General features: G+C 56.8%; 11 protein-coding genes and 2 pseudogenes. 10 read left to right on the top strand and 3 right to left on the bottom strand.

What is annotated here, in order from left to right:
• Window positions 1-163: 163 nt before the first annotated feature.
• Window positions 164-295, top strand: a pseudogene (locus tag E2L05_RS11495) (IS5/IS1182 family transposase); the annotation flags it as partial.
• 359 nt (window positions 296-654) lie between these two features.
• Here the strand turns inward: E2L05_RS11495 and E2L05_RS11490 are convergent.
• From E2L05_RS11490 to E2L05_RS11480, 3 genes are all read right to left on the bottom strand, one after another.
• Window positions 655-1,509 carry an HNH endonuclease gene (locus tag E2L05_RS11490; RefSeq protein ID WP_133343052.1) on the bottom strand — a complete coding sequence of 285 codons (855 nt, stop codon included), beginning with the start codon at window positions 1,507-1,509 and terminating at the stop codon, window positions 655-657.
• Complete coding sequence (locus E2L05_RS11485) at window positions 1,509-3,014, bottom strand: AAA family ATPase (RefSeq protein ID WP_133343051.1); 1,506 nt, start codon at window positions 3,012-3,014, stop codon at window positions 1,509-1,511. The genes E2L05_RS11490 and E2L05_RS11485 overlap by 1 nt, the downstream gene beginning before the upstream one ends.
• A 428-nt stretch (window positions 3,015-3,442) precedes the next feature.
• Window positions 3,443-4,054 carry a hypothetical protein gene (locus E2L05_RS11480; RefSeq protein ID WP_133343050.1) on the bottom strand — a complete coding sequence of 204 codons (612 nt, stop codon included), beginning with the start codon at window positions 4,052-4,054 and terminating at the stop codon, window positions 3,443-3,445.
• Window positions 4,055-4,260: 206 nt separating this feature from the next.
• Here E2L05_RS11480 and E2L05_RS11475 point away from each other — a divergent pair, with 206 nt between their 5' ends.
• From E2L05_RS11475 to E2L05_RS11440, 9 genes and pseudogenes are all read left to right on the top strand, one after another.
• Window positions 4,261-4,467, top strand: coding sequence for a helix-turn-helix domain-containing protein (locus E2L05_RS11475; protein WP_243721948.1), 207 nt, complete (start codon window positions 4,261-4,263; stop codon window positions 4,465-4,467).
• A gap of 313 nt (window positions 4,468-4,780) precedes the next feature.
• A complete protein-coding gene (locus E2L05_RS11470; RefSeq protein ID WP_133343056.1) occupies window positions 4,781-5,191 on the top strand; it encodes a TnsA endonuclease N-terminal domain-containing protein in 411 nt (136 codons plus the stop codon).
• Window positions 5,188-7,332 (top strand): DDE-type integrase/transposase/recombinase, encoded by a 2,145-nt coding sequence (locus tag E2L05_RS11465; protein WP_133343048.1) that lies wholly within the window; start codon window positions 5,188-5,190, stop codon window positions 7,330-7,332. Before E2L05_RS11470 ends, E2L05_RS11465 begins: the two co-directional genes overlap by 4 nt.
• On the top strand, window positions 7,322-8,275 hold the full coding sequence (locus E2L05_RS11460) for an ATP-binding protein (protein WP_165971743.1): 954 nt from the start codon (window positions 7,322-7,324) through the stop codon (window positions 8,273-8,275). Before E2L05_RS11465 ends, E2L05_RS11460 begins: the two co-directional genes overlap by 11 nt.
• Window positions 8,272-8,688, top strand: a pseudogene (locus tag E2L05_RS21330) (TniQ family protein); the annotation flags it as partial. The gene E2L05_RS11460 and the pseudogene E2L05_RS21330, both read left to right, overlap by 4 nt.
• 6 nt (window positions 8,689-8,694) lie before the next feature.
• Entirely contained in the window at window positions 8,695-10,077 is a 1,383-nt protein-coding gene (locus E2L05_RS11455) for a hypothetical protein (RefSeq protein WP_243721947.1), read from the top strand.
• Between the two features lie 720 nt (window positions 10,078-10,797).
• The gene (locus tag E2L05_RS11450) at window positions 10,798-12,087 is read left to right on the top strand and encodes a PQQ-dependent sugar dehydrogenase (RefSeq protein WP_133343045.1); all 1,290 of its coding nucleotides are present in this window, start codon (window positions 10,798-10,800) and stop codon (window positions 12,085-12,087) included.
• A gap of 71 nt (window positions 12,088-12,158) precedes the next feature.
• Window positions 12,159-13,436, top strand: coding sequence for a hypothetical protein (locus E2L05_RS11445; RefSeq protein WP_133343044.1), 1,278 nt, complete (start codon window positions 12,159-12,161; stop codon window positions 13,434-13,436).
• Window positions 13,433-14,191, top strand: a complete 759-nt coding sequence (locus E2L05_RS11440) for a COG3904 family protein (RefSeq protein WP_133343043.1) — start codon at window positions 13,433-13,435, stop codon at window positions 14,189-14,191. The genes E2L05_RS11445 and E2L05_RS11440 overlap by 4 nt, the downstream gene beginning before the upstream one ends.
• Window positions 14,192-14,602 lie beyond the last annotated feature (411 nt).

The raw sequence follows: 14,602 nt of genomic DNA, 5'->3' as shown, positions 1-14,602 counted from the left end.
ACCCTGACGGCCATCGCAAATGGTCATCCCGAAAACCGCATCGACGATCTGCTGCCATGGAGCTTCAAGCCGTCAAGCTGAAAGCCAGGTGATCCGCAGCGAACGCTTACTCCACAACCGATAGTCAAGCCGCATAAGCTGCGGTCTCAATGGCGCGGTTACTGTCGAACGGTGCTTCAACAAGCTCAAGAACGCTCGCCGCGTCGCAACCCGCTACGACAAAACCGCCGAAAGCTTCCTCGGATTCATAGACATCACGTCCATCCGCCTCTGGCTGCGTCTTTTGTCAACATGACCTAACCGGACATAATCGAGTTGGCCATCGCTTTGCAGCATTTCCGGCCAGTAGGGCGGAGAGCAGACTTTCGCTGCGATCACGCGTCAATCAAGACGAGCAAACACGAGCCGCCATCCACATTGCGCCGAGTTGATTTTGATCTTTACACAACCGTAAGGTGTCTCAAGATTCAAAACGGCAGAGGTAGGCAGTGCTGTAGATCGCAAAACTCGTGAGAAGAGAGCTCCGCGGCTGACAACTCAGAGCGGAATTTTGTCAATGTTTTCTTGGCGACTGGTTTCCTACAATCCATATATTCTTACGATTCCATGAGATCGTCCACGAAGAAAGATTTGCGCCATCCAAATTGATATAATCTAATCCAGTTCGTTATCTTCAAAGCCACCACCGCAGAACCATTCGCTTTCGTAAGATGCCTTAAAAAAGGCTGTCCGCCAAGAGTTTCGCCTATCGTCTAACGCAGAATCGCATTCACCCTGAAGGTATTCCCTTACGGAAAGCTCGCCTCCAGCGCCGAAAAGTCGCCGCAAGGTCAAACGGATAGAACTGAGCAAATCGTTAGCTTCTGTGGAGTACAGTTCATCAAGTTCAAGATTTTCAATCTGAGTTCTAAGGCGGATCGCGCTCAATGCATCAATGCCAGAGCCATCATCGACAGAATACAAGTATACTGCGGTAGGCCCCTCCTGTATTTCCGCCTTCAGCCAAGGTAAACCATCTACATCCTCGAAGTACGGATGCAGTGGCAAGTCTTCTATTCTGTCGGCGTCTCCTGAAAGTTTGTCTTTATTGCAATCCGAACAAGATGGCACAAGGTTCAGGGGCGTCACGGAGAACGTGGGGTACTTAGTTTTAGGAAGAAAGTGATCTAACTGTCTGACGCGCCTGTGTCCGCAATACGGACACAGGCGATTGGGTGCCAACGCCATTATCGCATCATATATGTGCCGCCCGGCGTTCAATCTAAGCAGCCCGCTTTCATATAGCCTGATCATCTCAGCCTTGGATATCTCACCTGGAGCTTCATCATGCACAGCAAGCTGATAGAGAAGCTGCCCTGCTCCCTTCTCGCTGTAGTCATCCGCAGCTTCAAGGATATCGGCACGAGCATCGAGGAGCCGAGTGCGGATATTGTTTATGTTGCGCAATCGTGAACGTGATGCGTCGAAAGCCTCGGTTGCGGTGTGGCGAGGTGCCGGGAGTCGCCACATTACTTTTTCGACCTTTTATTTTGAACGGCAATCAAGCTCCGAATTAAGCCGCGACCTTCAGAACCAATGCTTCCCCCATACTTTTCCATGATATCATCGTAGTCTCCAAGCGAGAGAACTGCATCACGAATAAGATTGAAAAAACCGGCCTCTTCGACCTCCAGACCAAATATCCGATGAGTGAGAATTCCTACGTTTTCAGCAAACGTCTCCGCTGATGGTCTTTCCGCCGTCATGAGGGTGTGATGCCGTTCAAGTAGCCATGTGCAGTTGGCTGGCACCTCCTGCAAAACGACAGGTGAATGCGTTGCTACTATAGCGACTCCATTCCTGTTGTTTAGCAAATCGGAAAGACTGCGAACAAAGGCTGAGAGCAGCGGCGGGTGCAAATGTGCCTCAGGCTCGTCAAGCAGAACAAGACTTCTCTCCGCTACGAGCTCAACCAAGCGCGTGACAGTCAATAAAACGATTTTGTGTCCAGAGCTCAAGTTTCGAAATCTGGAAGACGCGACCTTCTTAAATTCCTCGATATCGCTGATCTCTGCCAGTTCAGATATTTTCGCAATTTTGAAGATTGGATCTGACTCAAGCATGTCCAAGGCACGTTGCCACCGCGTGAGCTTGCCCTCATCCAAGCAGTTACGCGCACTAATGCTAAATTCGCGAGAAAGAGAGGATATGTCCTTCAATCCAGGGTCGTCTGATTGAGTGCGTTTCTTCTTCTTTAGTCCAACATATGCATATCCAATGCCATTCTTTGGAATCATTCTTTCTGATAGTGGCTCGAACTTGTCGAAGGCGCTAAAACTAACAGATATAATAGATGAGAACCCTTCCTCTTCCAGAAGGTTTTCCTCAGCATAAAACTTGCCGTCACCTTCTTCATCTGCGCCATCCATAACCAATGCGCGAACCATCGCATTCAGCATGAAGGATTTTCCGATTCCGTTCCGCCCAATGAGAACATGAATGTTTGAGGGCGGATCAGATTCAGGGGTGACCTTAAAGGATAGCTCTACTGGCTCGTGTTCTGCTGAAAGCTGTGCGGGCCCCCTATATCGAAAATCATAAGGCGTCAGTGGCGCAGCACCACTGATAATCCGGGCATACTCACCCAGAACAGTTGTCTCTTTTACGCTGCGTAGGAGTGAGGTTTCAAAAACGTCTTCATGTCGGGCCTTGCGGAAGATATCATTGTCGTAAGCAATGTCGCGCAAGTCTTTTAGCGTCTGATCTGTAACGTTAAGTTCCTGAAGTGTCCTGTAGTAACTCTTTCTCTGGCCAACGGAGAAAAATTCATCGCCGAGAAAATTAAATTTTTCGGGTATAGTGGGCCGGCGCTGCCCCTTTTTCATATCGAATTGGCCAATTTTTATAGCGCCGATTTCGACAAGTTTTCCGTCCGCATCGCAGTAATAAAGATAATATTTGGTTTCGTAGGTAAACCAGTCATCCCAATTGTCTTCCACGAGAAGGAAATCTCCTGGAGTTGGCGGATCTGCCATTGTTTTCAGCACGTAGTACAGGATTTTACCCTTCAGCTAACTTCACGCTGCAGCAATAGAACAACAGAGCAGCAAGTAACGCAAGAAAGCATGTGTCTGGGAACCATCCCACCTACAGAGGTCTCCGTAGTCGCCGCGAGAACCGGGCTCTTGCGGCGAACGAGCAAAAGGTCACACTTGGCTGCCGCTCCGCTTTCGACAACGCTGCGCAATGCATAAATGTCCGATTTGGCGGCTCTGCGGCGCAGCACTGAGCACATCGGCGAACGGCAGCAACGGGCCGATAGTATCGAGTGCAGCGGGACCTCCAGGGTCAGTGGCAATGTCTGCTTCCTGCGCATTCCAGCCTGAGCATCGCACGCCCGAATAGCCATTGCTGATCATTTTGATTGCCAAGATCGCTCTTCACTGACCACTGTATGAAGCGATCAACTCTCTCCCCACTCGTCGTCGAAGAATTTCTTCAGCTCATCCTCCGAATAGCAAACCCTGTGGCCGACGCGGCGCGTTTCTGCGCGCGCCTTTGCGAAACGGTCATTGCCCGGAGACTGGTCTATATTGCCATCATTCCCCGGCTCCATTTTCTCTAACGCTTGGGCATATAACTTCTTGAATGTCTGCCTATCGATGCCCATCAACCTTGCGGCACCGGCGAAGCTGCCAGCGGCGTCATATGCTATTCTCACTTGTTCAGATGAGAACTCCACACGCGACCGCCCCGGCGAGTTCGGGAATCCCAGTGCCTCCCGCTTGCGAGCGATCCACTTCGGATCAACGCGATGTAGCTTCGCCAAGGCCGTGTCGCGATACCCCTCGCGAAACTGGGATTGGAGCAGCGCGTCGAAATCATAGCCGAAATGCTTCAACGTCTCGATCAGATTGGATCGGCTGCCGGCGAAACGCTCCCGAACCTCAGCCAGCGACCGGCTGTGCGCCATCAAGTCAATTAATTCAGAGTGATGGACACCATGACCTTCGCCACCCGTAAAGACGACGACGAAGTCACCACAAACCTCCAGATGACGTTTTGCTTCGGCCATAGACCCTTCCTCTGACTAAAAACTCCGGTGAAATTCTACCGACATCCATCTTGAAAATTTCGCCACACTTTTTAACCACATGATTCCAAACAGTTATCCTTGACTGATTCGTTGATAGCTGATTCCCTCCGGATCACGAAGTTCCAGCAATCATGGTTACAGCGTCGATGTCACACACAGTGAACCCAGCTCATGAACGACTGAAAATGGAGCTACGTCTACGTGGCAAATCCATTGCCTCAGTCGCCCGCGAGCTGGAGGTTCTGCGTTCGACGGTTACGCTGGTCAGCCAAGGCCTGCGCAGGTCTTCGAAAATCGAGAAAGCCCTTGCCGATGCAGTCGAGACGACTCCGGCCGAGCTTTTCCCCGACCGTTACGCACCAGAGGAGGACAGCGCGGCAAACAACACCTGACATCGGGAAATGAAAAGACCTTCCTGCGCTAACAGGAAGGCCTTTTGAATAAGCGTCGTTTGAAGCCAACCCCTATTCATCCCCTGAGTCTCACGAAAAGTCAACCTGCCGGGGCGTCTCTCGGCAGGGCAGTCAAACTCATCTCAAACATAGGGGGATGTCGCCCCGCGCCTGCTTCGATCCACATGGGTCAGCGCCCAGGTGAGGTGCGCTCCAAAACATCATGTACAACACCTTGTTCTACCGCGGGCCGGAGCCGAGCCACGCGACCCGAGTGCCTGCGCGCCGTTCAAAAGGGAGCCTTCGCGGCTCGATGGTCGCACTGCTGCCCGGCTTCGAGCACCCGCGCATCATCCACTTCGAGAGCGCGCTCGAATACGCCTTCCTCTGCCTGATGTTGGTACGCGACGACGTGCACCACATCCGTGAACAACCCCCGGCGATATCCTATGTCGGCACTAACGGCCGCCCCGCGCGGCATGTCTTCGATTTCTTGGTCACGAAAACGGACGGCGAGCGCATTGCTGTGGCCGTCAAACCTATACAGCGTGTGCTGAAGCTGAACTTTGCTTCCGAGCTTGAAGCTGTCTCTGCGGCAGTAACCAAGTCATTTGCGGATCGCGTTCTGCTCGTTACGGACCAGCACATTGACCGACAGGCTGCCGCTGATGCGGCGCGGAAGCTCGCCTGGTCACGTCCCTCTCTGACGGATGTGGCGGCATGACCCTGCGTTTTCGCTTCTCAAGCTCCGACATGATCACCACTGCGGGCGTCGCCATGCGCCCGCTTGAGATCGACGACAAAGGCGGCACCTTCGAGCGCGTCGGCCAGCCGGGGATAACCGAGGCGTTTTGCCACCAGGAGCTCGCCGAGATGATGCGTCGGCCGGACACGACCTACTTTGCCGGGTATTTCGACCGGGCCACCCAAGAGGCGCGCCGCGACAAACCTGTGCAGGTCATCAGCGAACTGTCGGAAAAGACCGCACGGCTGGTGATCTGGCGGAAGGCCGTCTGTGACGCCTTCCTGGCTCTCGAAGCTGCGGGCCTCGTCAAACGCACGCAGCGGGCCTATGAGCAGGCCAAAGCGCAGCTCGCATCAGTGACGGCCAGGCTCGTTGGCGAAGGCGCAGCGGCCTTTGCCAAGATACGACCGGGCAAGGAAATAAAAACTCGCAAGCTGCCGGGAAGCCGGACGGTCTTGCAGTGGGTCCGCTCCTATCAGGCTGCAGGCTACTCTGCACTTTCGCTCATTCCGGCCACTCACCTATCCGGTAATCGGACCCGGCGTTGGTGTCCAAAGGCGGAAGCCCTGATGAACCAGGTCATCGAGATTTACGCCGACACGCAGCAACCAACCAAAGTCCAGTCTATTCAGGAGACTCGGGCACTGTTCTCCGAAGAGAACGCGCGCAGAGCCAGCGCGGGGGCAACGCCGCTCACGATCCCCTCTGCCTCCAGCGTTAAACGCCGATTGGGTTCGGCCGACCCATTCTACGTCTGCGCAAAACGACATGGCGCGTCTGCGGCCGCCAGAAAATTTGCCATGAGCAGCAACGGTCCCGATGTCGTGCGCCCCATGGAGCGGGTCGAGATGGATGAAAACAAGCTCGACGTCATATCGTTGCTGACGCTGACAGGCATCTGGGAGCACCTGCCGCCGGATCGGCAGAGGAAATTCGAGACAGGGCGGCGCTGGATGTATCTTGCGATCGACTGCGCCACGAAATGTGTCGTGTCGATGCGACTGGCCGACAATCCGAACTCGGATGATGCAATCCGCGCGCTGCGGCAGATTTTTGAGGACAAGACCCCGCTGGCCCAGGCGGCCGAATGCGAGAGCACATGGCATCATCATGGCGGGATCGGGCCCCTCGTGACCGACATGGGGCCTGCCTTCGTCTCGGATGCCTTCCAGGCAACGGTAGCGTCACTTGGGGTCACGTCGCACTTGCCGCCTGCTGGCATCCCTTGGATGCGGGGGCACATCGAGTCCTTCTTCCGCACTCTCGGGCATCAGCTCATGCCGCTGCTGGCAGGCCGGACCTTCTTCGACACGGTTGATCGCGGTGACTATCCTTCAGAAATGCTCGCCTGTCTGTGTGACGATGATCTGATCAAGGTCCTGCTCACCTATATCGTTGATATCTATCACAACCAGCCACACGGCTCGCTGAAGGGGGAAACCCCGAATGCAGCTTGGAAGCGGCTGGTGGCTGAACACGGGACGCCCCCGGTGCCGGATGGTTTGACCCTCAGGAAGGCATTCGGCAGGCCGATGCCCCGGAAGCTCAACGACGAGGGCGTACTGTTCTCGGGGCTTAGCTATAGCTGCGAGGCGCTGCGGGAAGCCTATCTGCACTCCCCCATACGGGAGGTGGAAATCAGGGTCGATCTACAGGACATCGGCTGGATCGCCGTCAAGGTCGGAGCCACTTGGTATCCGGCGCTCGCCAATCAACCCGGCTTTGAGGGCGTGAGCTTCGATGAGCTGCGCGAGGGCATCCGGGCCGTTCGTCACGCACATGCGCGTGCTGCGAAGTTGGACGCGCCCAAGGTACAGCGGGCTATCGCGCGGATATCGGACGCGAACCGCCGCGCATTCGCGCTGCGCGCCCTGACCCCTTTCCATGTGACCGACGTGGACGTCGCCCGCGCAGATGCGGCACTGCACTATCCGCTCCGCTCTGATGAACAGCGGTTAGGATACATGCCGCCGAGCAACGACCTGCTTAATGACGCAATCTCCATTACTCCGCCAACGGACACATCTCGGAAGCCGGACAGCGACGATGACGGGCCGATCTCCGAGCGTCGAACGAGAAGCAAGAACCGCAGACGCTGGGGGTTCAATGATGGGAAATGATCTGATCACCCAAGCGGCACAACGGGTCGCTGAACTGAAGGCGTATTTCGTCGATCACGAGCGCTTCGTTCCTCTGGCAGAAGGGTTCTCCATCCTCGCTGAGAAAAGGCTCGTAGACATCCAGACCGACCGTATCAGCGAGGCGCAAGGGCTTGCCCTGTCCGGGCACTCCGGGGCCGGAAAAAGCGCGGCAATCACCCATCTTCTTGCCCAAGAAAGGCAGAGGCTGGCCGATCAGGGATACGGAGATTCAACCATCATCAGTTTGCGGGTACCATCGCCCGCAACGCTGAAATTCGTCGGGCAGATGCTGCTTCGGGCGCTCGGCTACCCCATCGGTGCCGATCGCCATGCTTGGTACATCTGGGACCTGGTCCAACATCACCTGAAGGAGCGGCGCGTTTTGTTCGTGCATCTCGACGAGGCGCAGGACCTGGCGTCGCGGGGCACCAAGCACGAGCTGGATTCAGTGACATCCATGCTGAAGACTCTGATGACGGACCCGGAATGGCCAGTTGGGATCATTCTGTCGGGCACAAACGAGCTGGAAGACATCCTCAACCACGACCATCAGCTCGCTCGGCGCATGCGGACCGTTCGGTTCGAGAGCCTATCCGCTGCTGCATATGGTGATGATATTCTCGACCTGCTCGAGAACTACTGCGAACTGGCGCAGCTCGAACCAGAGGATGACGTTCTGGAATTATCCCACGGCGAACGCGTGGTCCATGCTGCGGCAAACCAGTTCGGCATCGCCATTGTCCTGATCCTCGACGCCATCGAGGATGCCTACTTGCAAGGCCAGAAGACGCTGAACCAGCGCAATTTCATCAGGGCCTACCATCGGCGGACCTCCTGCGATGCCGAGTTCAACCCGTTTGTCGTGCCGGACTTCATGCGCATCGACGCCCGCCAAGTGTTTTCTCGGGAGAACCGCACATGATGTTGTCACCCCTCAAGCCGCTTCCCCTCACCGTCACCCCGGTACCCGGTGAAAGCGCGACGTCGCTTGCGTCCCGCATCGCGCGGAAGAACGGGACCGCCAGCCTTCAGTCTTTCTGCGCCGACATGAGCATTTCCTATCGCGCTCTGAAGGTCGGCGACCCGGTGGAGATCGAGCGGGTTGCCGCACTCGCCGGGTGCGATCACACTAAACTCCGCACCTGGACGCCCCACGCCCCGTCGAAGACGAATTATCAGCTGGGGGCAGAAGCGCCGAGGTTCACGGCCTACAGCCGAAGCACGATCAGAGGATGCCCGAAATGTGCCGCTGAAGCTCTTTCAGAGTATGGTGCCCATGGCCCGTTTCATCTCGGGGCATGGCAACTCACTTCAATCCGAACCTGCGCCCGGCATTCTTGCATGTTGATCGAGGTCCCGCCTCCCTCGCATCACAAGCACAGCTATGATTTCGCGCGGATGGTCGACAATATGGACGTAGACGACATCCAGATCGTTGCCGAAGAAGCGCGATCTCTGGAGCGCTACCTCCTTGGCCGATTGGATGGCACGTCTGCGGGCCGTTGGCTCGACACGCTGGAGTTCCATGTCGCGGCACAGCTTTGCGAAAATTTCGGCCTTTTGCTGACGCGAGGCCCCAGAGCCAGTCGAGCGGAAACGACCGAACGACAATGGCTTGAGGCCGGTGCAGCCGGATACGACGTCCTATGCAACGGACCTGATCAGATGGTCGCAGCGCTTGAAGAGCTTCGCTTAAAGCCAGGCCCTGGCTGTCACACTTACGGTGCGATTGCAGGTTCTTTCCTGACCTGGCTATCCCAGCGTGAGGATGATGCCGCCTTCGATGACATCCGTCAGACGGTCTTCGACTACATCCTGCGGACCTATCCCGTGCTCGTCGGTAGCACAGTCCTGCGGATACGTTGCGACAGGCAACAGGTGTATTCCCTTCGTAAAGGCGCGAAGGCCTACGGCATCAACGAACGGATGCTGCGCCATAAGCTCTTGGAGCGTGGCGACATCTCGAAATCGGGAAAATCTGGTGCCATCACCTATCACCGCTACCCGTCACGGGCGACGCTGCAAAAGCTCGCCAATGAAACCAACGGCGTGCTACGCGGGTTCGATGCGGCAGACTATCTCGGGCTGGACATCCACCTGCTGCGCACGTTCGTCGTGGAAGGGCTCATCAAGAAAGCAGGAGAGATGGCCCGAAACGCGCCGTATTTCCGAAGGGAGGATCTCGACGCCTTTATCGGTCGCTTATACCGCCAAACACGCCCTGATTTGGAACCGGCCAATGATGAGGTTTCTCTCATTGCGGCCACGCCCGCGTGCCAATGTTCGACCCTCGAACTCCTGCATCTGATTTTCGAACACAACATTCCGCTACGCTGCGCGGCGGGCGCAGACGCAAGGTTCAACGATTTCCTGATATCTGTCGAGCGGGCGAAAACGGCCATAGGCCAGAGCTCAGCTGGTGCGATCAGCATGTCGGACGCTGCCGGTAAGCTAAGGGTCGATACCGCAACAATCCGCAATCTGGTGAACGCAGGCTACTTGAGTGCTGCTCCGAAGACCAAAAGGTCCTCCGAACGCTGGCGGGTGGTCGATGCGACCTCCGTCGCAGCGTTCGGCGAACACTACATCGCGGCTGCCGATCTTGCTCACGAGCTGCGACGCGATACCGCCAATCTCTGTCGCGAGCTCTACAAAAACGGCGTCGAACCACTCATCTTCAACGGTGAGAACCGGATCATCTTTCGCCGCCGCGATGTGAGCTAGATATAAGGTCAGGAACGCCGCTGGGTCTTGCTGCCTGATGGGGCCGCAGCCCGTGCATTCCACCCTCAAGACCTTCTGACTCGACGAGCCTTGAGAAAGCCGACAACTGTGTCGGCTTTTTTCATATCTTCCGAGAGGCAACCTTATCTGACGAAAAAGGCAGCTTCAGTTCAGCATCAAGATTTCGGGGCACTGAATTCAAAAGAAAATTTTGACGCTCAGAGGCAAAACTATGTGCCCCTTCCCACAAACCAAAAATCACAGTCGTTGCTGTTCAACGCACTCTTTATCTGTGGCGGTTTGATTCCTGTTCTTGACAGCAATAGATGAGTTGACCTTTGTCGCTCCTGCCGCCGTGCCTGTCTCCGCTTCTTTACCACTCCTAATCGGTGCGCACGCGGACCTTGGATATACCTGATGGAACGCCTGCGTTGTCCTGTACTGCGGACCTTCTTGAGCGGGCTTCTGGACGACAGCTTTGGCTCGGGATACTTGAAGCGTGCGTTGGACATTAATGTCGCGATCTGGACATTTCGTAGCGTTTTGACATGCTGACTGGCCTCAAATACGCGAGGTTTCAAACAGTGGCTTCTGCACACACAATGGCTTCCACCCTTTAAGAGAATTCGCGCATTGGCGTGATCCATCCTGTGCCGCAACAGGCTTTTGTCTTGCCGTGCTTGGCGCTACCGTCAAACCAAATCGTGGGGGAGTGACGGTATGGATGTGATCGCAAAGGCAACATCGCTCATAGGAGGTGCCGTGTCGCGCATGCGCCGCGCACAGGCGCCGTCAGCGCAGGCGCTTGGGGCCACACCGCAGATCCCGGAGGCGAAAAAGCAAGGGATCATGACACTAAAGTTGCCCTCTGCCCGCGGCTGGGACGAAGGGCATGTGCCAACCTGTGCGCCGGGCCTCAAGGTCAATGCGTTTGCAGCAGGTCTCGATCATCCTCGCTGGATCGAGGTTCTACCAAATGGGGATGTTCTGGTCGCGGAGTCGAAAGAGCAACCAAGCGCGCCGAAGACCCTGATGGACCATGCGGCGCAAGCAACGATGCGCCGGGTGAAAGCCATCGGCGACAGCGCCAACCGCGTCACGCTGTGGCGAGACACGGACGGGGACGGTATTGCCGAAACCCGCGAAGTGTTTGTCGAGAATCAGAACCAGCCATTCGGAATGGCCTTGGTCGGGTCTAAATTCTACTTGGGCAACACCGATGGAATCGTCAGGTTCGACTATGAAGACGGTGCCGTATCGCTTTCTGGCACGGGTACAAAGCTGGTCGATTTCAAGCCCGGCGGGCATTGGACACGCAGCCTGATCGTGTCGCCGGAACGAACCAAGATCTATGCCGGGGTTGGCTCGCTTTCCAACATTGGCGACCAAGGACTGGAAGTCGAAGAAGGCCGCGCAGCGATTTGGGAACTGGACGTGGCGACCGAAGAGGCACGGGTTTATGCATCTGGCCTGCGCAACGCCGTTGGCATGGCGTGGGAGCCGGCAACCGGCGCACTTTGGACTGTCGTCAACGAACGCGATGGTTTGGGCGATGAAACCCCGCCGGATTACCTGACAACGGTCCAGGAGAACGGCTTTTACGGGTGGCCCTATAGCTATTGGGGCGACACGGTCGATGACCGCGTCCCACAGGACGCGGCGCTCGTCGCGCGGGCAATCACACCTGACTATGCGCTCGGCGGGCACACGGCATCTCTGGGGTTGTGCTGGATGCCAGAGGGCACGCTGCCGGGTTTTGGCGAAGGCATGGTTATCGGTCAGCACGGGTCGTGGAACAGATCCATCCTGAGCGGTTACAAGTTGCTGTTCGTGCCCTTTGCGAATGGCGCGCCAAGCGGTGCCCCGCGGGATATCCTTAGCGGCTTTTTGTCAGAGGATGAAAAGGATGCTTATGGCCGTCCGGTTGGGGTTGCAGTCGGCCCGGATGGAAAGTCGCTTTTGATGGCGGATGATGTGGGCGATGTCATTTGGCGGGTCACCGGGGCCTGACCCAATGGGGCCACGCTTGGAAACTTTGCCCATCCCTTCTAGGTTGAACAAATGAAATCCGGGGAATCGCGATGTCCAACCCATCCAACGCGCAGTCAGACTCAGAGACTGGTGCACGCCATGCGCGCGAGCTCGAAGGCCATTTAACCTGGCTCGACACTTTTTCGGGAACGGCGCTTGGTGTGTTGGCGGTTGCCTCTGGGATATACACCTACCTTGGCGTGTCTTCTTTGCTTGATGACAATGGGGCGATGTCGGTTTTCGCCGCCGTGGCCTATTCAACCGCTGTGTCGGTGGGGATCTTTGTGTTCTGGTCTTATCTTTTGCGCCTGTTTCCCGCGATGCGCACGGCGCGGTCTCGGGTCGGGTTGCTGGGGGCGATGGGCCTTGGCTGCCTTGCCATTGTCGCAATGTCATCGTGGCTGAATGCAGCAGCCTTGGCCGGGTCGGCAGCAGTCGAACAGCATCTGGCGCAGACCGTGCAGGCTTATCAGAAAAGTTTGGAGCGGGCGCACGAAGTTGCTTTGACCGGACAGGCGTTGGAACGCGACGTGGCCCGGACGCGCCAATCATTTGAAGATCTGTCAGAACAAGAGGCTGCAGGCTCGCTCTCCGGGATGGCAGGACGTGGGGCAGTGTTTCGCGTGCTCCGGCAAAAGTCGGCGGAACTAACCGCGCTGGAGGCCCAGATTGCCAGCCAGACACCGTTGGTCGAAGAAGCCTTTGCCAGCGGCAATGCGATTCTGAGCCGGATGCGCGCGCTGACGGTCGAGCCGGGCCCAGTCGAAGCGCGGAGTGTTGAATTTTCGGAACAGGCGGTGCGGCTGCAAGGGCTGATCACTGGCATACGGCAGCTTTCCGTCGCATCTCTTGTCGATCGGGCAGCCAATGACCTCGCGGCTTCGGTGGTTCTTCCTGAGTTGGATGGGCGGACCGATCAGAACAGGTCAGATCAGGCCGCGACGATCACGTCAGTGCTTGATGTGCTGGCTCAGCGTGCCCAAACGCTCGCACGCGCAGCACAGGCAGTCATCGCTTTGGAACCGGCACAAGACGTTACCTACACACCGATCTCGTCTGCCGATGCGGTAATCCTTTACGCTGGAAACTTCATTCCGTCATGGGCCGGTGCCATTGCAATCGATCTGTTGCCAGCGGTGCTGGTTCTGATCTTGGCGGTGACTCATTCGGCAATCCGCGCCGGCCGCGATGGTAGCGCGGCGCAGGACACACTCACTCTGGCTGATGCGCGCGCAGCCGTTGCCGCCCTTGATGAGATAGAGCGCGCCCGCAACGTGCCCGAAAAAGAGGAAAGCCACGTCACCCCGATCTCTGGGAAATCTGCGTGAAGGTTCGGAAAAATGCCGTCGCACGGGCCCTCAGCGGTGTGCTTGTGTTCCAGTTGGTGATTGGCGGGTTACTGATCCTCGGTGATAGCCAAAGCGGCGCGAAGCTGGGCCTGCCGTCGCTCAGCCCAAGTCAGCCGCGCCTGACGGAGCCGGTCCAACCGGGCGATCAGCGCCGCGTCTTTCGACCGGGCCGCGATGCGCCAGCAACGCAGCCCGCCCGAGCACCCGGAAAACTCCCCAAACGGCTGGCTTTGGCGCAGGAAAACGGCGCAGTCTACAGGCTGGAGGGCGCCATCGCACCGGGCGATGGCGAGCGGATCATCGGCTTGCTCACAGCCGCCGAACCGGCGCCAGAGACGCTAATCCTGCAAAGTTCAGGCGGGTCGGTTCTGGACGCGCTTGCGCTTGGGCGGCATATCCGCAAAGCCGAAATCGGCACTCAGGTACTTCGGGGCGAATTCTGCTATTCCGCCTGCCCCTATTTATTTGCAGGCGGCGTTGAACGCACCATCGAAGAAGACGCCTATATTGGGGTGCATCAGCACTTTTTCGGCCAAAGCACCGTGCTGCCCGCAGCCTTCGCCGTTGAAGATATTCAGCGCGGCCAAGGCGACGTGATGGTTTACTTGATCGAAATGGGAATTGATCCCGCCGTGATGCAATTCGCGCTAACGACGCCGCCGGATGAGATTTACATTCTGTTACCAGAGCAGTTGGAAACGTTTGGATTTCCAACAGAGAAAGACGCGTCCTGACCAGTGCTTGATCGGGTCAATCCGAATGCGGATGTTGGTGGAAGCATTGGAGCAAGCCTGCCAGTTGCCAGATTGAGGTCATATCGATAGCTTTTCAAACTCGGCGAATGGTGGCGCTGACTGGTGGCACCGCTGCATCTTGAGAGCGGGTTCAAGCTCCGCTCAGGGCCGTTCACAAGGCTGGAATTCTTGATGCGAGCACAAAACCAAATGCAAGAGCCTTGGGCACACCGAGATACGCTTGCACATTCGCCGCATCAGGCAAAAATGGCAGCCTCGCCTTGCGATATGCGATCTGGGCCAGAGACAAGGTAAGAAAGTCGGATTTATCTGACAAACGACGTCAGGGCCGCAACACAGCAAAACGACCAGATAACAGCCTGACTTTACGAGCCGACACGTGCGTCACGC

Source organism: Meridianimarinicoccus aquatilis, assembly GCF_004358675.1.
Taxonomy (GTDB): domain Bacteria; phylum Pseudomonadota; class Alphaproteobacteria; order Rhodobacterales; family Rhodobacteraceae; genus Meridianimarinicoccus; species Meridianimarinicoccus aquatilis.
This window is presented reverse-complemented; position numbering and strand designations above follow the sequence as displayed.

What these genes read in the sequence shown, in the direction of transcription:
- E2L05_RS11490 (WP_133343052.1), bottom strand. Translation starts at nt 1,509, where the DNA reads ATGTGGCGACTCCCGGCACCTCGCCACACCGCAACCGAGGCTTTCGAC.
- E2L05_RS11485 (WP_133343051.1), bottom strand. Translation starts at nt 3,014, where the DNA reads ATGGCAGATCCGCCAACTCCAGGAGATTTCCTTCTCGTGGAAGACAAT.
- E2L05_RS11480 (WP_133343050.1), bottom strand. Translation starts at nt 4,054, where the DNA reads ATGGCCGAAGCAAAACGTCATCTGGAGGTTTGTGGTGACTTCGTCGTC.
- E2L05_RS11475 (WP_243721948.1), top strand. Translation starts at nt 4,261, where the DNA reads ATGGAGCTACGTCTACGTGGCAAATCCATTGCCTCAGTCGCCCGCGAG.
- E2L05_RS11470 (WP_133343056.1), top strand. Translation starts at nt 4,781, where the DNA reads ATGGTCGCACTGCTGCCCGGCTTCGAGCACCCGCGCATCATCCACTTC.
- E2L05_RS11465 (WP_133343048.1), top strand. Translation starts at nt 5,188, where the DNA reads ATGACCCTGCGTTTTCGCTTCTCAAGCTCCGACATGATCACCACTGCG.
- E2L05_RS11460 (WP_165971743.1), top strand. Translation starts at nt 7,322, where the DNA reads ATGGGAAATGATCTGATCACCCAAGCGGCACAACGGGTCGCTGAACTG.
- E2L05_RS11455 (WP_243721947.1), top strand. Translation starts at nt 8,695, where the DNA reads ATGTTGATCGAGGTCCCGCCTCCCTCGCATCACAAGCACAGCTATGAT.
- E2L05_RS11450 (WP_133343045.1), top strand. Translation starts at nt 10,798, where the DNA reads ATGGATGTGATCGCAAAGGCAACATCGCTCATAGGAGGTGCCGTGTCG.
- E2L05_RS11445 (WP_133343044.1), top strand. Translation starts at nt 12,159, where the DNA reads ATGTCCAACCCATCCAACGCGCAGTCAGACTCAGAGACTGGTGCACGC.